Raw genomic sequence first — 16,263 nt, 5'->3', positions numbered from 1 at the left:
GCTATGATATGTGAACCGCGCGCCTAGACAACGTGCTGTGCTGCTGCCTGAAAAAACATCCAGAGAATGGCCTTTAGACACCCTCCCCAAGGAGCGCAGTAAATGAGCACCCCCCCCAAGAAAAATTCCCCCGGCACGGTGCTGTTCGCCAGCCTGATCGGCACCACCATCGAGTTCTTTGACTTTTATATCTACGCCACCGCCGCCGTGCTGGTGTTCCCGAAACTGTTCTTCCCCGCCGGCGACCCGTCGGCCGCCGTGCTGCAGTCGCTGGCCACGTTCGCCATCGCCTTCTTCGCCCGCCCCATCGGTTCGGCCGTGTTCGGCCACTTCGGCGACCGCATCGGCCGCAAGGCCACTCTCGTGGCGGCCTTGCTGACCATGGGTATCTCCACCGTCATCATCGGCTTGCTGCCGACGTATGCCGCCATCGGCACCCTGGCGCCGCTGCTGCTGGCGCTGTGCCGTTTCGGCCAGGGCCTGGGCCTGGGCGGCGAGTGGGGCGGCGCGGTGCTGCTGGCAACCGAGAACGCGCCACCGGGCAAACGCGCCTGGTACGGCATGTTCCCGCAGCTGGGCGCGCCGATCGGCTTCTTCCTGTCGGGCGGCATCTTCCTGCTGCTGAGCGAAACCATGACCGATGAGCAGTTCTTCAGCTACGGCTGGCGCATCCCGTTCCTGGCCAGCGCGCTGCTGGTCATCGTCGGCCTGTACGTGCGCCTGAAGATCACGGAAACGCCGGACTTCCAGAAAGTCATCGACAAGAACGAAGTCGTCAAGCTGCCCGTGGCCACCGTGTTCCGCCAGCATGGCCGCATGCTGTTCCTGGGCACCATCATCGCCCTGGCCACCTTCGTGCTGTTCTACCTGATGACGGTGTTCGCGCTGAGCTGGGGTACGACCAAGCTGGGCTTCACGCGCAAGGAATTCCTCGTCGTGCAGCTGTTTGCCGTGCTGTTCTTCGCCCTGACGATACCGTTGTCGGCCGTGCTGGCCGACCGCCGCGGCCGCCGCGCCACCCTGATCTGGGTCTCCGTCGCCATCGCCATCTTCGGCCTGGTGCTCGCGCCGATGTTCGGCTCGGGCGTGACGTGGGAAGTGACCGTCTTCATGGCTGTCGGCCTGGGCCTGATGGGCATGACCTACGGACCGCTTGGCACGATGTTGTCCGAGCTGTTCCCGCCCGAAGTGCGCTACACGGGCGCTTCGCTCACGTTCAACCTGGCCGGCATCCTCGGTGCCTCGCTGGCGCCGTACATCGCCACCTGGCTGGCCACCAACTATGGTCTGCAATACGTGGGCTATTACCTGTCGCTGGCGGCCGTGCTGACCCTGGGCGCCTTGCTGATGGTGGGCAAGCCGCGCGCGGGCAAGGAAGCCTGGCAGTAACACACCTCTGATCCCGGAGCATCCGAAAGCCGCCAGCTGCAACCAGCTGGCGGCTTTTTTTGTCGGTAAAACGCCACGCCGCACGCCTGCCGAGATTCTTGTTGACAGTCAAAATCGGCTGGTGGTAAGGTGTGCACACGTGTGCAATGCAGTGCAAGGCCTTACAAAGCACATCCCGGGACAGTGACACCGCAAGATAGCGGTGCGGTCTGAAGTACCACAACGACAACGAACTTGGAGTGAGACGATGAAGATGCGCAATGTTGCGATTGCTATAAGCCTGGCCCTGCCGATGACGGCCATGGCCGCCGAGGAACGCCTGTCCGTGCTGTGCTCGGCCGACATGGAATGGTGCCAGTTGATGAAGAACCGCTTCGAGGCGGAAAGCAAGATCAAGGTATCGATGATCAGGAAGAGCGCCGGGGAAGCCTACGCGAAGATCCGCGCCGAAGCGTCGAACCCGAAATCGGACATCTGGTGGGGCGGCACGGGCGACCCGCACCTGCAGGCCGCCGCCGAAGGCTATACGGAAGAATACAAGTCGCCCACCCTGCCCAAGCTGCAGCCGTGGGCGCTCAAGCAGGCCGAGACGGCCAAGTACCGCACCGTCGGCATCTATATCGGCATCCTGGGCCTGGCCTACAATGAAAACGTGCTGAAGAAGAAAAACCTGCCGCCGCCTCAATGCTGGAAAGACCTCGTCAAGCCCGCCTACAAGGGCGAGATCGAGATGGCCAACCCGAACTCCTCGGGCGCCGCCTACAACGCGCTGGCCACCGTGGTGCAGCTGTTCGGCGAAGAGGAAGCCTTCGATTTCCTGGCGAAAATGGGCCAGAACGTCAGCAAATACCCGAACGCGGGCGTGGCGCCGGGCGAGGACGTGGGGCGCGGCGAAGCGGGCGTGGCCATCGGCTTCATGCATGACCTGATGAAACTCACCGTGGCCGGCTTTCCCGTGAAGGTCTTGCCGCCCTGCGAAGGCACGGGCTACGAGATCGGCTCGATGAGCATCGTCAAGGGCGCGAAAAACATGGAACAGGCAAAGAAATTCTATGAATTCGCCCTGCGTCCCGACGTGCAGAGCGAAGCCGTCAAGGCGCTGGCTTTCCAGATCCCGTCCAACGCGGCCGCCACCATTCCCGCCGCCTCGCCGCGCCTGGAAAACATCAAGACCATCAACTACGACTTCGCCAAGTATGGCGCGTCGGACACGCGCAAGCGCCTGCTGCAACGCTGGACCACGCAGATTTATTCTGCCGGCAATTAACGCGCGCCAAAACTTACTGCGCGTCGCGATTTGCAGCCTGCGATGCTCACTGTGCTAGCGCACAGCTGCGCGTCTCGGCCGCAACTCACTGCCGCTCGCTACAGTTTTGGCAGGCGTTAAACCTATATCAATTGTTCAAAACGTCTGGAAAACAGGGCGCACCGCGCAACAGAATTTCAGACGTTCATAGTTGGATGAAACTCATGAAAAAGATATTTTACGGCTGGCTGCTGGCCGCTTTGGCAGCGTTGTGCCTGTTGCCCTGGCAGCAGCAGGAAGCGGGACTGTTCGCCGGCGAATGGCTGCGCGACGGCCAGTTCTTCAGTGAACGTGGCGCGCCGGCCGTGCTGCACGTGCTGTCGTTCGGCGCCTGGCCGCTGGGCGTGTTCTTTGCCCTGATCGCCGCCAGCGCCGCGCTGGTGGCCGCCAATCCCCACCGCAAGACCCTGGGCCTGGGCCAGATCGCCCTCGGCGGCGCCGGCTTGCTGTGGCTGGCATGGCTGGGCTGGGGGCCGCTGGCCGCCGGCACCGGCCTCGGTTTCGGCGCGCTGCTGCTGGCGCTGTGCCTGCTGTTCCTGCTCACCTCGGGCGCCGCCGCCTGCGGCGTGTGCCGCGGCGACGCCTTCGTGGCCGGCGCCATCGGCCTCATCATCTGCCTCATTTCCCTGTTCGTGCTGTTCCCCGTCGCGCTGATCCTCGTCAGCGCCGGCCAGCCCCTGGACGATGGCGGCACGGGCGCCGCCGCCCTGGCGCGCCGTCTGGCGGACCCTGGCATCTGGAGCCTCAATTGCGTGGCCGGTCCCGGCCGCTGCGGCGTGGCCTGGAACACCCTGGCGCTGGCCTTGCTGACGGGCGTGTCGGCCACCTTCCTCGGTCTCGTGTTCGCCCTGCTGGTCACACGCACGAATGGCCGCTGGGTACGCCCCATGCGCGCCATCACGATTCTCCCCATCGTCACGCCGCCGTTCGTGCTGGGCCTGGCGCTGATCTTGCTGTTCGGCCGCAACGGCGCCATCACGGGCCTCGTCGGCGAACTATTTGGCATCGAACAAAGCCGCTGGCTGTACGGCATGACGGGCGTGTGGCTGTCGCAGATGCTGGCCTTTGCGCCGATCGCCTTCATGACATTGATCGGCGTGGTCGAAGGCGTCAGCCCCTCGCTGGAAGAAGCGTCGGGCACCCTGGGCGCCAGCAGCTGGCAAACCTTCGTCAAGGTCTCCTTGCCGCTGATGCGTCCCGGCATCGCCAATGCCTTCCTGTTGTGCTTTATCGAAAGCATGGCCGACTTCGGCAACCCGATGGTCTTGGGCGGCAACTTCCACGTGCTGTCGACGGAAATCTTCTTTTCCGTGGTGGGTGCCTCGAACGACCAGGGCCGCGCGGCGACTTTGGCCATCGTGCTGCTGACGTTTGCCGTGGGTGCCTTCTTCATCCAGAACCTGTGGCTGGGCAAGAAATCGTATGTGACGGTGACGGGCAAGGCCGACCACGGCGGCCACGCCTCGCTCAATCCGCGCCTGAAAACCACCTTGTGGACCATCGCCCTGCCATGGTTCGCCTTCACGGCCCTGATCTACGGCACCGTGGTGGCGGGCGGCTTCGTGAACAACTGGGGCCAGGACAATGCCTTCACCTTGCGCCATTACATCGACGCCTTCGGCATCACGGCGGGCGCTGCCGGCTGGCACTGGACGGGCCAGGCCTGGCCGTCGCTGTTCACCACCTTGACGATTTCGGCCATCGCCGCGCCCTTGACGGCCTTTGTCGGCATCCTGTCGGCCTGGCTGCTGGTGCGCCAGCAATTCGCCCTGAAAAGCGCGTTCGAGTTCGGCACCATGCTCAGCTTTGCCATTCCCGGCACCGTCATCGGCATCAGCTACATCCTGGCGTTCAACTCGGCGCCGATCGAATTGACGGGCACGGCGACGATTCTGATCCTGTGCTTTGTCTTCCGCAACATGCCGATGGGCTTGCGCACGGGCATCGCCGCCATGCGCCAGCTCGACGGCAGCCTGGACGAGGCGTCGATCACCCTGGGCGCCAGCAGCTGGACCACCATGCGCAAGGTCATCCTGCCGCTGCTGCGCCCGGCGATTGCCTCGGCCCTCGTGTATGGCTTCGTGCGTTCGATCACGTCGATCTCGGCCGTCGTCTTCCTCGTCAGCGCCGATTACGACATGGCCACGTCCTACATCATCGGCCTGGTGTCGAACGGCAACTACGGCACGGCCATCGCCTACGCCACGGTGCTGATCGTCATCATCCTGCTGTGCATCCAATTGATCCATTTGCTGGTCGGCAAGCGCCGCCTTCGCCGCGTCAGCGCCGAAAAAACGCTGCCGGCCGCCGTTCCCAACCTGGAAAAGAGCTACGCATGAACCACTTTACTACCCAAGCAACAGAGCTTGCCGCGCTGGAATTCGATGGTGTTACCAAGCGCTACGGCAAGGCCCTGGCCGTGAACGATGTGTCGTTCACGATCGCCCCGCGCACCATGGTCACCCTGCTGGGCCCCAGCGGCTGCGGCAAGACGTCCACCCTGCGCCTGATCGCGGGCCTGGAACGCGTCAGCGCCGGGCGCATCCTGCTGGCCGGCGAGGACGTCACCTTGACTTCCGCCGCCGAGCGCGACGTCAGCATGGTGTTCCAGTCGTATGCGCTGTTTCCGCACATGACGGTGCTCGACAACGTGTGCTACGGCTTGACCGTCTCGGGCGAGACCAAGCCGCGCGCCATCGAACGGGCGCAGGAAAGCCTGCGCCTGGTGGGCCTGGCCGATTTTGCCGCGCGCTTCCCCAACGAGTTGTCGGGCGGCCAGCAGCAGAGGGTGGCCGTGGCCCGCTCGCTGGTGCTGCAGCCCAAGGTCTTGCTGCTGGACGAGCCGCTGTCGAATCTGGACACGAAACTGCGCCGCCGCGTGCGCGACGAGATCCGCGACATCCAGGTCAAGCTGGGCTTGACGGCCGTGTACGTCACGCATGACCAGGAAGAGGCGCTGGCCATTTCCGACCAGATCATCGTCATGAACCGCCAGGTGATCGCGCAAAAGGGCACGCCGCACGAGCTGTTCGAGTCGCCGGCCGACAAGTTCGTCGCCGACTTCATCTGCAACGCGAACATCGTCGATGGCGTGATCGAATCGGTGGCCGACGGCAAGGCCGTCTGCGTCATGGGCAAGCTGCGGCTGCGCCTGCCATGTCGCAGCCAGCGCAGCGGCGAAGCGAGTTTCGCCGTGCGTCCGGAAGCGATCCTGCTGTCGCCCGCGCAGCCCGACAGCGCCATGGTGGTGCGCGTGGCGCGCGCCACTTACCTGGGACGCGAAATGCAATACACGCTCGAGACACCGGTCGGCGAACTGTTTGCCGTCTCGCACGACTTGAGCCAGGTTTTCACGCAAGGCACATCGGTCGCCATGACCGTACACGAACATGGCGCAGCCATCATTGGAGGACAAGCATGACAGATATGACACAGGCAGCACTGGCCGATGCGGCCACGCTGGAACGCTATGCCTATGCCCGGCACATCATCGGCCAGGCGGGCGAGATTGCGCTGGGCATGTTCCAGCGCCGCACGGAACTGGTGATCGAGGAAAAGGGCTTGCAGGACATGGTCAGCATCGCCGACCGCATGGTCGAGGATTTCCTGCGTGCGCAGATCGCCGAGCGCTTCCCGGAAGACGCCGTGGTGGGCGAGGAGCGGGGCGGCGGCGCGTCCGACGCGCGCTGCGTGTGGGTCATCGATCCCATCGACGGCACGGCCTGTTTCGTCAACGGCATGCTGGCCTGGTGCGTGTCGATCGGCGTGCTGGTCGACGGCCAGCCCGCCATCGGCGCCGTGTACGACCCGAATGCGGACGAGCTGTTCCACGCCTGCCTGGGGCAGGGCGCGCATGTGACGGCGAAGGCGGGCGAAACGCGGCTGCGCGTCAACGACGTGGCCAGCCTGCAGGGCGGCGTGCTGGGCGTGGGCTTTTCGCACCGCGTGGGCACCGATACCTTTTTGCCCTTCCTGCTCGACGTGCTGGAAGAGGGCGGCATGTTCATCCGCAACGGTTCCGGCGCGCTGATGATCGCCTACGTGGCGGCCGGGCGCCTGATCGGCTATTTCGAGCCGCACATCAATTCCTGGGATTGCCTGGCGGGCATCGTGCTCGTCAACGAGGCGGGCGGGCGCTGCAATGATTTCCTGGCCGATAACGGCCTGGAAAAGGGCAACCCCATCCTGGTGGGCGGCCCCCGCTTGTATCCGCAACTGGCGGCGCTGGCCTTGCCGCGTTGTACCTGAACACATTGACTGAAAGGGAGGACAGGCGTCCGGCGAGGGACGCATGTAGTGGCAACACGCTGTTGAGCATCATGAGTAATCCACCACCATAAAAACAAGCAGGAGACAAAATGAAAAACGGGATGAAAAAGAGCACCATGCAGTTGAACAAGATCGCCGCCGTATTGTTGCTGGTCGCGCCAGGCTGCGTGCTGGCCGAATCGAGCGTCGTCGTGTACGGCCGCATCCACGCGGGCTTCGACCGTATCGAAACGTCGAGCTCGGCCACGGCGCCGAATGGCGAGTCGGTGTCGCGCGTATCGGACAATTCCTCGAAGATCGGTTTCCGTGGACGTGAAGATTTGGGCAATGGCAACACGGCCTTCTTCCAGATCGAAGGCAACGCCAAGCTCGACGATGGCACGGGCGCCATCAATAGCAAGGATACCTTTGTCGGGCTGGAAAACCCCGCCTATGGCCGCATCGCGCTGGGCCGCTTCGCCACGCCGATCCGCCAGATCAACGGCTACACCAACCGTTTCGTGGGCGAAGGCATCCAGGATGACGCCAACATTTCGCAGCTGGGCGGCGAAGGCTTCAACCGCCGCAGTTCGAATGCCGTCAGCTATCGCACGCCCGTGGTACAGGGATTCAGCGCCACGATTTACCGCGCCAGCGAAAACGAGGCATCGAACGGCGACCGCATCTATTCGGGCATCGTGCAATACGCAAACGGTCCCGTGAAGGGCGCCGTCGGCTATGAAAAGCACAAGGACTTGCGTCCCGGCTTCAGCGAAAAGATGTTCCGCGCCGTGGGCAATTACAACTTCGGCGGCGGCGACGTGGGCGTGGCCTGGAACCGCATGGTGTATGACGTGGCCGGCGGCGACTTGCAGCGCGACTACTTCACCATCACGGGCGCCTACAAGGCGGGCGGCGGTGCCTTCATCGGCCGTTTCGGCGTGGCAGGCGACGTGTCGGGCAGCGCGCCCAACGGCAGCAGCGTGACCATCAAGGCCACCACCCTGGTGCGCGGCGACGACAGCGGCGCCAAGCAGGCGACTTTGGGCTACGAGTATTACTTGTCCAAGCGCAGCACCGTCTACGCCTACTACACGCAAACCAATAACGACAAGAACGCCAACTACACGTTTGGCGGCAATGCCTTCGCCGCCACCAAGAAGGGTGCCAAGCTCAGCGGCGTAATGCTGGGCGTCATCCACCTGTTTTAACTTTTTTAGCCCGGATTTGCACACGTGTGCATTTCCGGGCCAAGCGATACCGACTATCAAGGAGATGGAAATGATTCAAGTGGCATTGTTCGGCGCCGGGCGCATCGGCCGCATTCACGCCGGCAATCTGGTACGCCAGCCCGGCGTGCGCCTGAAATACGTGGTCGACGTGCATGCGGACGCGGCGGCGGAAGTGGCGGCCCTGCATGGCGCCAGCGTCGCCAGCGTGGAGGCTGTGCTGGCCGACCCGGCAGTCAAGGCCGTGCTGATCGCGTCGAGCACGGATACGCATGCGGACCTGATCGTGCGCGCGGCCGCCGCCGGCAAGGCCATCTTTTGCGAAAAGCCCGTCGACCTGACCCTGGAGCGCGCGCGCGCCGCCGCCGCTGCCGTCAAGGACGCGGGCGTGCTGTGCATGATCGGCTTCCAGCGCCGCTACGACCCCACGTTTGCCGCCGTCAAGCAGCGCATCGCGGCGGGCGAAATCGGCACGCCGGAGTTGCTCATCGTCACCAGCCGCGATCCGGGCCCGCCGCCCGTCAGCTACATCCAGGTGTCGGGCGGCATCTTCAAGGATATGCTGATCCACGATTTCGACATCTTCCGCTGGATACTCGACGATGAAGCCGTCAGCGTGCATGCCACGGGCAGCTGCCTGGTCGATCCGGCCATCGGCGCGGCGGGCGATCTCGACTGCACGGCTGTGACCATCCGCACGGCGAAGGGACGCTTGTGCCAGATCAATACGACGCGCCGCGCCGCCTACGGCTACGACCAGCGTTTCGAAGTGCTGGGCAGCGCCGGCATGCTGCAGGCAGGCAACCACAAGCCAACGGAAGTGACGGCCTATGGTGCCGTCAACGTCAGCGTGGACAAGCCGGAAGACTTTTTCCTGGAACGCTACCGCGCCGCCTACGCCAGCGAAATGGCGCACTTTTTCGACGCCTTTGCCCATGGCGCGGCGCTGCGCACCACCGTCCACGATGGCTTGAAGGCGCTGGAACTGGCCGAGGCGGCCACCGTATCGTGGCGCGAGCAGCGCATCGTGCAACTGTCATAAGGAAACAATGCCATGAAGAATACGACTGAATTTGCCCAGGGCCGCGCGCTCGACGTGATCTGCCTGGGCCGCCTGGCGGTGGACCTGTACGCGCAGCAGATCGGCAGTACCCTGGAAGACGCGACGAGCTTTGCCAAATACCTGGGTGGCTCGTCGGCGAACATCGCCTTCGGCACGGCCCGGCTGGGCTTGAAATCGGCCATGCTGTCGAAGGTGGGCGACGACCACATGGGCCGTTTCCTCACCGATACCTTGGCGCAGGAGGGCTGCGACGTCAGCCATGTCGGCATCGACCGCGAACGGCTCACCGCCCTGGTGATGCTCGGCATCAAGGACAAGCACACCTTCCCGCTGATCTTTTATCGCGAAAATTGCGCCGACATGGCCATCGACGCGTCCAGCGTCGACGCCGCCTTTGTCGCTTCCAGCAAAGCGTTATTAATCACCGGCACGCATTTCTCGACTAGCGCCATGCACGCCGTCAGCACGCAAGCTCTGAAATTGGCGCGCGCGAACAACGTGCGCACCGTGCTCGACATCGATTACCGGCCCGTGCTGTGGGGCTTGTCGGGCAAGGCGGACGGCGAAACGCGGTTCGTCTCGAACGACGGCGTCACCAGCCATTTGCAGGCCATCCTGCCGCAGTTCGACCTGATCGTCGGCACGGAAGAGGAATTCATGATCGCCGGCGGCGGCACCGACATCATGGCCAGCTTGCGCGCCGTGCGCAAGGTGAGCGGTGCAACCCTGGTGGTCAAGCGCGGACCGCTGGGCTGCGCCGTCATCGAGGCGGCCATCCCTGCCGGTCTCGATCAGGCATTCAACTATCAGGGCGTGCGCGTGGAAGTCTTGAACGTGCTCGGCGCGGGCGACGCTTTCCTGTCGGGCTTCCTGAAAGGCTGGCTGCGCGGCGAGGATTACGAGGCGTGCTGCCGCTATGCGAATGGCTGCGGCGCCCTCGTCGTGTCGCGCCACGGCTGCGCGCCGGCCATGCCGTCGCCCGTCGAGCTCGACTATTTCCTGGCCAATGCGGCCAAACTGACCCGTCCTGACCAGGATGCCACGCTGGCGCGCCTGCACCGCACGACGGTGGCGCGCAAACAGTGGAATGAACTGTGCGTATTCGCGTTCGATCACCGCACGCAATTCTTTGAGCTGGCCCAGCAGGGCGGTGCCGACGAGGCAAAGATTGCGCGGCTCAAGCAACTGTTCGTGCAAGCCGTGGGCCAGACGGAGGCGGCGCGCGGCTTGCAGGGCGGCACGGGCGTGCTGATCGATGACCGCTATGGTGTCGACGCGCTCAACGATGCGACGGGGCGCGGCTGGTGGATCGGCCGTCCCGTCGAGATGCCGGGTTCGAATCCCTTGCAGTTCGACTGGGGCCGTTCGCTGGCGTCGCGGTTGACGCAGTGGCCGAAGGAGCACGTGATCAAGTGCCTGGTGCAGCTGCATCCCGACGATACGCCGGAAAACCGGCTGGAACAGGAAGCGCAAATCAAGGGCTTGTACGACGCGGCGCAAATCACGGGCCATGAATTGCTGCTGGAAATTATTCCTGCCAAGTCACTGCCCCAGCACGACGATACCGTGTATCGCGCGGTGAAACGCCTGTACAACCTCGGCATCTATCCCGAATGGTGGAAGCTGGAAAGCATGTCGGCCCAGCAATGGCAAGCCATCGATGCCCTCGTGCATGAGCGCGATCCGTATTGCCGTGGCGTCGTCTTGCTGGGCTTGAACGCCCCCATCGCCGCGCTGGCCGACAGTTTCGAGCAAGCCAGTGCCAGCACCACCTGCCGCGGCTTCATGGTGGGCCGCACCATCTTCCAGGAACCGAGCCGCCGCTGGCTGGCTGGCGAACTCGACGATGCGGGCCTGATCGCCGCCGTGCGCGCCAACTTCGAGCAGCTGATCAGCTTGTGGCAGCGCACGCGCAACCGCCTGGAGCGTGCGGCATGAGCGCGACCATCCATAAAACCATCCGCCTGACCATGGCGCAGGCGCTGGTGCGCTACCTGTCGGCCCTGCGCACCGAGGATGGCCAGCCCCTGTTCGGCGGCGCCTTCGCCATCTTTGGCCACGGCAACGTCGCCGGCATGGGCGAGGCGCTGTACCAGTACAAGGATGTGTTCCCCACTTTCCGCGCGCACAATGAACAGGCGATGGCGCATGCGGCCATCGCCTATGCGAAAGCCCACATGCGCCGGCGCATGATGGCGGTGACCAGTTCCATCGGTCCGGGTGCGACGAATCTGCTCACCGCCGCCGCGCTGGCCCACGTCAACCGTTTGCCTGTGTTGCTGTTGCCAGGCGACGTGTTCGTCTCGCGCGCGCCGGATCCCGTCTTGCAGCAGCTGGAAGATGGCACGGATGGCAGCGTGTCGGTCAACGATGCCTTCAAACCGCTGTCGCGCTACTTTGACCGCATCGTGTATCCGGAACAATTGCTCACGGCCTTGCCGCGCGCGATCGCCGCCTTGACGGACCCGGCCGCTTGCGGCCCCGTGACCTTGTCTCTGCCGCAAGACGTGCAGACGATGGCGTATGACTATCCGGCCGACTTTTTCGAACCGAGAGTCGTGCGTTTCCGCGCCGTGCCGCCCGTCGAGCAGGAACTGGAAGAGGCCGCGTTGCTGTTGAAAAATGCAAAACAGCCGCTGATCGTCGCCGGCGGCGGCGTGCTGTACGGCCAGGCCGGCGCCGCCTTGCAGGCGTTTGCCGAACGGCACGGCATTCCCGTGGCGGAAACCCAGGCCGGCAAGAGTTCTTTACCGTGGGACCACCCCTTGCAGCTGGGCGCCATCGGCGTCACCGGTTCGCCCGCCGCCAACGCGCTGGCGGCGCAGGCCGACGTGGTGCTGGCCGTCGGCACGCGCCTGCAGGATTTCACGACAGGATCGAACTCCCTGTTTGCGCAGGCGCAACTGCTCAGCCTGAACGTCAACAACTTTGATGCGCTGAAACGCCGCGGCCTGGGTGTACAAGCGGACGCGACCCTGGGCTTGCAGGGCCTGTCGCGGCTGCTGGGCAGCTGGAATAGCGCGGGCCAGTGGCTGGACCGCGCGCAGCAGGCGGCGCATGCCTGGCGCGACACCGTGGCGTCCATTACTGGCAAACGCGAGGTCGCCGGCTTGCCGTACGACGGCGAAGTCATCGGCGCCGTGCAGCGTTCCGCACCGGATTCTACTGTGCGCGACATCGTCGTCTGCGCGGCCGGTACCTTGCCGGCCGAGTTGCATAAACTGTGGAGAACGTCAACGCCGGGCGGCTACCACATGGAATACGGCTACTCGTGCATGGGCTATGAGATCGCCGGCGGCCTCGGCGTCAAGATGGCCAAGCCTGACTCGGAAGTCATCGTCATGGTGGGCGACGGCAGCTATCTGATGATGAATTCGGAAATCGCCACTTCCGTCATGCTCGACAAAAAACTCATCATCGTCGTGCTCGACAACCGGGGCTATGGCTGCATCAACCGATTGCAGCAGGCCTGCGGCAATGCCTCGTTCAACAATATGCTGCCCGACAGCGCACCGCCTATCGACTTCGCCCTGCATGCGCAATCCTTGGGCGCGCTGTCCGAACATGTGGGTTCGATTGCCGAACTCGAACAGGCGATGCTGCGCGCCCGGGCAGCTTCCCGCACGTATCTGATCTGCATCGACACGGACGACACGCGCACGACGCAGGAGGGCGGCTGCTGGTGGGAAGTGGCCGTACCGGAAGTGTCCACCCAGCCCGGCGTGCAAGCTGCGCGTGCCCGTTATGAAAACGATCGCCTGAAACAAAGGAATTGAAATGACTACCTGGAATGTACGCATCGGCATCAATCCGATCTCGTGGATGAACGACGATTTACCGAGCCTGGGCGGCGAGACGCCCCTGGAAACGGCGCTGAAGGAAGGCGCCGAGATCGGCTATGTGGGTTTTGAACTGGGCAACAAGTTTCCGAAAGATGCCCCGGCGCTGAACGCCGTGCTGGGCAAATACAATCTCGCCTGCGTCTCGGGCTGGTATTCGGGCCGCCTGGCGCACCGCTCGGTGGAAGAAGAGATCGCTTCTGTTGGCCCGCATTTACGTTTACTTGCCGACAGCGGCGCCACCGTCATGGTCTACGGCGAAGTGGCCGACGCCATCCAGGGCGAAGCGCGTCCCTTGTATAAACGCCCGCGTTTCCAGTCCGCCCAGCAATGGCAGGACTACGCCGATAAACTCACGGCCTTTGCCGCCCACCTGCTGGCGCACGGCGTGCGCCTGGCCTACCACCACCACATGGGCGCCTACGTGGAAACGCCGGCCGACGTGGATCAACTGATGGCCTTGACGGGGCCGGAAGTGGGCTTGTTGTTTGATACGGGTCATATCACCTTTGCCGGCGGCGACGCGCTGGCGGTGCTCAATAAACATATCGACAGGATTTGCCACGTGCATTGCAAGGATGTGCGCCCGAACGTGGTGAAACTGGCCCGCAATGGCCACTGGAGTTTTTTGCAGGCCGTCATCAATGGCGCCTTCAGCGTGCCGGGCGACGGCTGCATCGACTTCCCGGCCATCCTGACGCGGCTGTATCTGCATGGCTACGCGGGCTGGCTGGTGGTGGAGGCGGAGCAAGACCCGGCCGTCGCCCCCAGCTACGCATACGCGAAGATGGGCCACGATTACCTGGCGCGCCTGGTCCATGCGATTCCGCGCCTGGGTCGGGAGGCGGCATGAGCCCGCTGCTGGTCAAAGCAGGCAAGGCCGGCGGCAAGATTGTGGAAGTCACGCCGGAATCGGCCGGCTGGACGCACGTGGGCTTTGCCGCGCACAGGTTGCAGGCCGGCGAACACATCAGCCTGGAGACGGGCCACCGCGAGCTGTGCCTCGTCGTGCTGACGGGCACGGTCACGGTGCAGGCGGGCGATCACGTATGGGAAGGCATCGGCAAGCGCGCCAGCGTCTTCGAGGACGTCTCGCCCTACGCCGTGTATGTGCCGCTGGAAACCACGGTGCGTATCACGGCCGTGAGCGCCGCCGAGGTGGCCTTGTGCAGCGCCCCGGCCACGACCCACCGTCCGGCGCGCCTGATCGAACCTTCCACCATGACGCGCTCCGTGCGCGGCCAGGGCGCCAACACGCGCTATGTGTGCGACATCCTGCCGCAGACGGCCGAGGCGGACGGCTTGCTGGTGGTGGAAGTCGTCACGCCGTCCGGCCATTCGTCCAGCTATCCGCCGCACAAGCACGACAGCGACAATATTCCAACCGAAAGTTCGCTGGAAGAAACCTATTACCACCGCCTCCATCCTGAGCAGGGCTTTGCCTACCAGCGCGTCTACACGGATGACCGCAGCATTGACGAAGCCATGGCCGTGGAAAACCACGACGTGGTGATGGTGCCGCGTGGCTACCACCCCGTCACCGTGCCGTATGGCTACGACGGCTATTACCTGAACGTGATGGCCGGCCCGAAACGCGTGTGGCATTTTAAAAACGACCCGGCCCATGACTGGCTGATGACGAAATAACCAAGGACAAGACAATGACGACCCCGATGATCGGCCACTTTATTGGTGGCAACCCGATGGCTTCGCGCACCGAGCGCACGAGCGATGTGTTTAATCCTGCCACGGGCGCCGTGACGGCCAAGGTGGCGCTGGCCACGCCTGCCGAGCTGAACGCGGCCGTGGCTGCCGCCCATGCGGCCTTTCCCGCCTGGTCGCAAACCTCGCCCCTGCGCCGCGCCCGCGTCATGTTCAAATTCAAGGAATTGCTGGAGCAAAACGCCGACAAGCTGGCCGAGCTGATCACGCGTGAACACGGCAAAGTTTTCACGGATGCGAAAGGGGAAGTGACGCGCGGCATCGAAGTGGTGGAGTTTGCCTGCGGCATCCCGCAGATGATGAAGGGAGAATACTCGGAACAGGTGGCCGGCGGCATCGACGCCTGGTCGATCCGCCAGGCGCTCGGCGTCTGTGTCGGCATCACGCCGTTCAACTTTCCCGTGATGGTGCCGATGTGGATGTTCCCGATGGCCATTGCCTGCGGCAACACGTTTGTATTAAAACCGTCGGAACGCGACCCGTCGGCCAGCCTGCTGCTGGCGCAGCTGCTGACGGACGCGGGCTTGCCCGACGGTGTCTTCAACGTGGTGCAGGGAGATAAGGAAGCCGTCGATGGCTTATTGCACCACCCGGACGTGCGCGCCGTCAGCTTCGTCGGTTCCACGCCGATCGCCGAGTATATCTATGCGACGGGCTGCGCCCAGGGCAAGCGCGTGCAGGCGCTCGGTGGCGCGAAAAACCACATGGTCGTCATGCCCGACGCGGACATTCCCCAGACGGTCGATGCCCTGATGGGCGCCGCGTTTGGTTCGGCCGGCGAGCGCTGCATGGCCATTTCCGTCGTCGTGGCGGTCGGCAATGTGGCGGACCAGTTGGTGGAAGCCCTGGTGCCGCGCATCGCGGCGTTAAAGATCACGCAGGGCATGGATCTGTCGGCCGAAATGGGGCCGGTCGTCACGCAGGTGCACAAGGAGAAGATCGCCGGCTATATCGCCACGGGGGTCAAGGAAGGCGCCAAGCTTATCTGCGACGGGCGCGGTTTTGTCCTGCCCGGCCATGAGCAGGGCTTTTTCCTCGGCGGCAGCCTGTTCGACCACGTCACGCCGGACATGACGATTTATAAGGAAGAAATCTTCGGCCCCGTGCTGTGCATCGTGCGCGTGCCCGATTTCACGGCGGCGCTGGACCTGGTCAATGCGCATGAATACGGCAACGGCACGGCCATCTACACGCGCGACGGCAACACGGCGCGCGAATACACGCACCGGGTGCAGGTGGGCATGGTCGGGGTGAACGTGCCGATTCCCGTGCCGATGGCCTTCCACAGCTTCGGCGGCTGGAAGCGCAGCCTGTTCGGCGACCACCATGCGCACGGCCCGGAATCGGTACGTTTCTATACGAAGCAGAAGGCGGTGACGCAGCGCTGGCCGGCCTCGACGGCGGCCGGGGCCGAGTTTGCCATGCCGACCCTGAAGTAAAGCGCGCTGGCGGCGCGCAGTATCAGCG

12 protein-coding genes are annotated in these 16,263 nt (G+C 64.1%); all 12 read left to right on the top strand.

The window, feature by feature from the left end:
* Positions 1 to 102 precede the first annotated feature (102 nt).
* The 12 genes from JAB4_RS25885 (at position 103) to JAB4_RS25830 (ending at position 16,235) form a co-directional block, all read left to right on the top strand.
* The gene (locus JAB4_RS25885) at positions 103 to 1,389 is read left to right on the top strand and encodes an MFS transporter (protein ID WP_070220976.1); all 1,287 of its coding nucleotides are present in this window, start codon (positions 103 to 105) and stop codon (positions 1,387 to 1,389) included.
* 247 nt (positions 1,390 to 1,636) lie between these two features.
* Positions 1,637 to 2,656, top strand: a complete 1,020-nt coding sequence (locus JAB4_RS25880; protein WP_099410802.1) for an ABC transporter substrate-binding protein — start codon at positions 1,637 to 1,639, stop codon at positions 2,654 to 2,656.
* Between the two features lie 203 nt (positions 2,657 to 2,859).
* Positions 2,860 to 5,034, top strand: a complete 2,175-nt coding sequence (locus JAB4_RS25875) for an iron ABC transporter permease (protein WP_227742040.1) — start codon at positions 2,860 to 2,862, stop codon at positions 5,032 to 5,034.
* The gene (locus JAB4_RS25870; protein ID WP_070220974.1) at positions 5,031 to 6,116 is read left to right on the top strand and encodes an ABC transporter ATP-binding protein; all 1,086 of its coding nucleotides are present in this window, start codon (positions 5,031 to 5,033) and stop codon (positions 6,114 to 6,116) included. Before JAB4_RS25875 ends, JAB4_RS25870 begins: the two co-directional genes overlap by 4 nt.
* Positions 6,113 to 6,943 carry an inositol monophosphatase gene (locus JAB4_RS25865; protein ID WP_217494574.1) on the top strand — a complete coding sequence of 277 codons (831 nt, stop codon included), beginning with the start codon at positions 6,113 to 6,115 and terminating at the stop codon, positions 6,941 to 6,943. The genes JAB4_RS25870 and JAB4_RS25865 overlap by 4 nt, the downstream gene beginning before the upstream one ends.
* Before the next feature lie 110 nt (positions 6,944 to 7,053).
* Positions 7,054 to 8,154, top strand: a complete 1,101-nt coding sequence (locus tag JAB4_RS25860; RefSeq protein WP_083287339.1) for a porin — start codon at positions 7,054 to 7,056, stop codon at positions 8,152 to 8,154.
* A 70-nt stretch (positions 8,155 to 8,224) separates the two neighbouring features.
* Positions 8,225 to 9,214, top strand: coding sequence for an inositol 2-dehydrogenase (iolG, locus tag JAB4_RS25855; protein WP_083287338.1), 990 nt, complete (start codon positions 8,225 to 8,227; stop codon positions 9,212 to 9,214).
* Positions 9,215 to 9,226: 12 nt separating this feature from the next.
* On the top strand, positions 9,227 to 11,173 hold the full coding sequence (gene iolC / locus JAB4_RS25850) for a 5-dehydro-2-deoxygluconokinase (RefSeq protein ID WP_070220969.1): 1,947 nt from the start codon (positions 9,227 to 9,229) through the stop codon (positions 11,171 to 11,173).
* Complete coding sequence (iolD, locus tag JAB4_RS25845; RefSeq protein ID WP_070220967.1) at positions 11,170 to 13,011, top strand: 3D-(3,5/4)-trihydroxycyclohexane-1,2-dione acylhydrolase (decyclizing); 1,842 nt, start codon at positions 11,170 to 11,172, stop codon at positions 13,009 to 13,011. The genes iolC and iolD overlap by 4 nt, the downstream gene beginning before the upstream one ends.
* Position 13,012: 1 nt before the next feature.
* Positions 13,013 to 13,927, top strand: coding sequence for a myo-inosose-2 dehydratase (gene iolE, locus JAB4_RS25840; protein WP_070220965.1), 915 nt, complete (start codon positions 13,013 to 13,015; stop codon positions 13,925 to 13,927).
* Positions 13,924 to 14,721, top strand: coding sequence for a 5-deoxy-glucuronate isomerase (iolB, locus tag JAB4_RS25835; RefSeq protein WP_070308503.1), 798 nt, complete (start codon positions 13,924 to 13,926; stop codon positions 14,719 to 14,721). Before iolE ends, iolB begins: the two co-directional genes overlap by 4 nt.
* Positions 14,722 to 14,735: 14 nt before the next feature.
* Positions 14,736 to 16,235: a CoA-acylating methylmalonate-semialdehyde dehydrogenase gene (locus tag JAB4_RS25830; RefSeq protein ID WP_070308501.1), complete on the top strand. Its 1,500-nt coding sequence runs from the start codon at positions 14,736 to 14,738 to the stop codon at positions 16,233 to 16,235.
* Positions 16,236 to 16,263 lie beyond the last annotated feature (28 nt).

It is taken from the genome of Janthinobacterium sp. HH102 (assembly GCF_001758625.2).
In the GTDB taxonomy this organism is placed as follows: Bacteria; Pseudomonadota; Gammaproteobacteria; order Burkholderiales; family Burkholderiaceae_D; genus Janthinobacterium.
The sequence above is the reverse complement of the archived record's forward strand: the minus strand, read 5'-3'. Positions and strand labels throughout refer to the sequence as shown.

Bases quoted from the DNA above. Each gene is read 5' to 3' on its own strand.
- JAB4_RS25865 (WP_217494574.1), top strand. From the start codon at position 6,113: ATGACAGATATGACACAGGCAGCACTGGCCGATGCGGCCACGCTGGAA.
- iolD (WP_070220967.1), top strand. From the start codon at position 11,170: ATGAGCGCGACCATCCATAAAACCATCCGCCTGACCATGGCGCAGGCG.
- JAB4_RS25860 (WP_083287339.1), top strand. From the start codon at position 7,054: ATGAAAAACGGGATGAAAAAGAGCACCATGCAGTTGAACAAGATCGCC.
- iolC (WP_070220969.1), top strand. From the start codon at position 9,227: ATGAAGAATACGACTGAATTTGCCCAGGGCCGCGCGCTCGACGTGATC.
- JAB4_RS25830 (WP_070308501.1), top strand. From the start codon at position 14,736: ATGACGACCCCGATGATCGGCCACTTTATTGGTGGCAACCCGATGGCT.
- JAB4_RS25870 (WP_070220974.1), top strand. From the start codon at position 5,031: ATGAACCACTTTACTACCCAAGCAACAGAGCTTGCCGCGCTGGAATTC.
- iolG (WP_083287338.1), top strand. From the start codon at position 8,225: ATGATTCAAGTGGCATTGTTCGGCGCCGGGCGCATCGGCCGCATTCAC.
- JAB4_RS25880 (WP_099410802.1), top strand. From the start codon at position 1,637: ATGAAGATGCGCAATGTTGCGATTGCTATAAGCCTGGCCCTGCCGATG.
- JAB4_RS25885 (WP_070220976.1), top strand. From the start codon at position 103: ATGAGCACCCCCCCCAAGAAAAATTCCCCCGGCACGGTGCTGTTCGCC.
- JAB4_RS25875 (WP_227742040.1), top strand. From the start codon at position 2,860: ATGAAAAAGATATTTTACGGCTGGCTGCTGGCCGCTTTGGCAGCGTTG.
- iolB (WP_070308503.1), top strand. From the start codon at position 13,924: ATGAGCCCGCTGCTGGTCAAAGCAGGCAAGGCCGGCGGCAAGATTGTG.
- iolE (WP_070220965.1), top strand. From the start codon at position 13,013: ATGACTACCTGGAATGTACGCATCGGCATCAATCCGATCTCGTGGATG.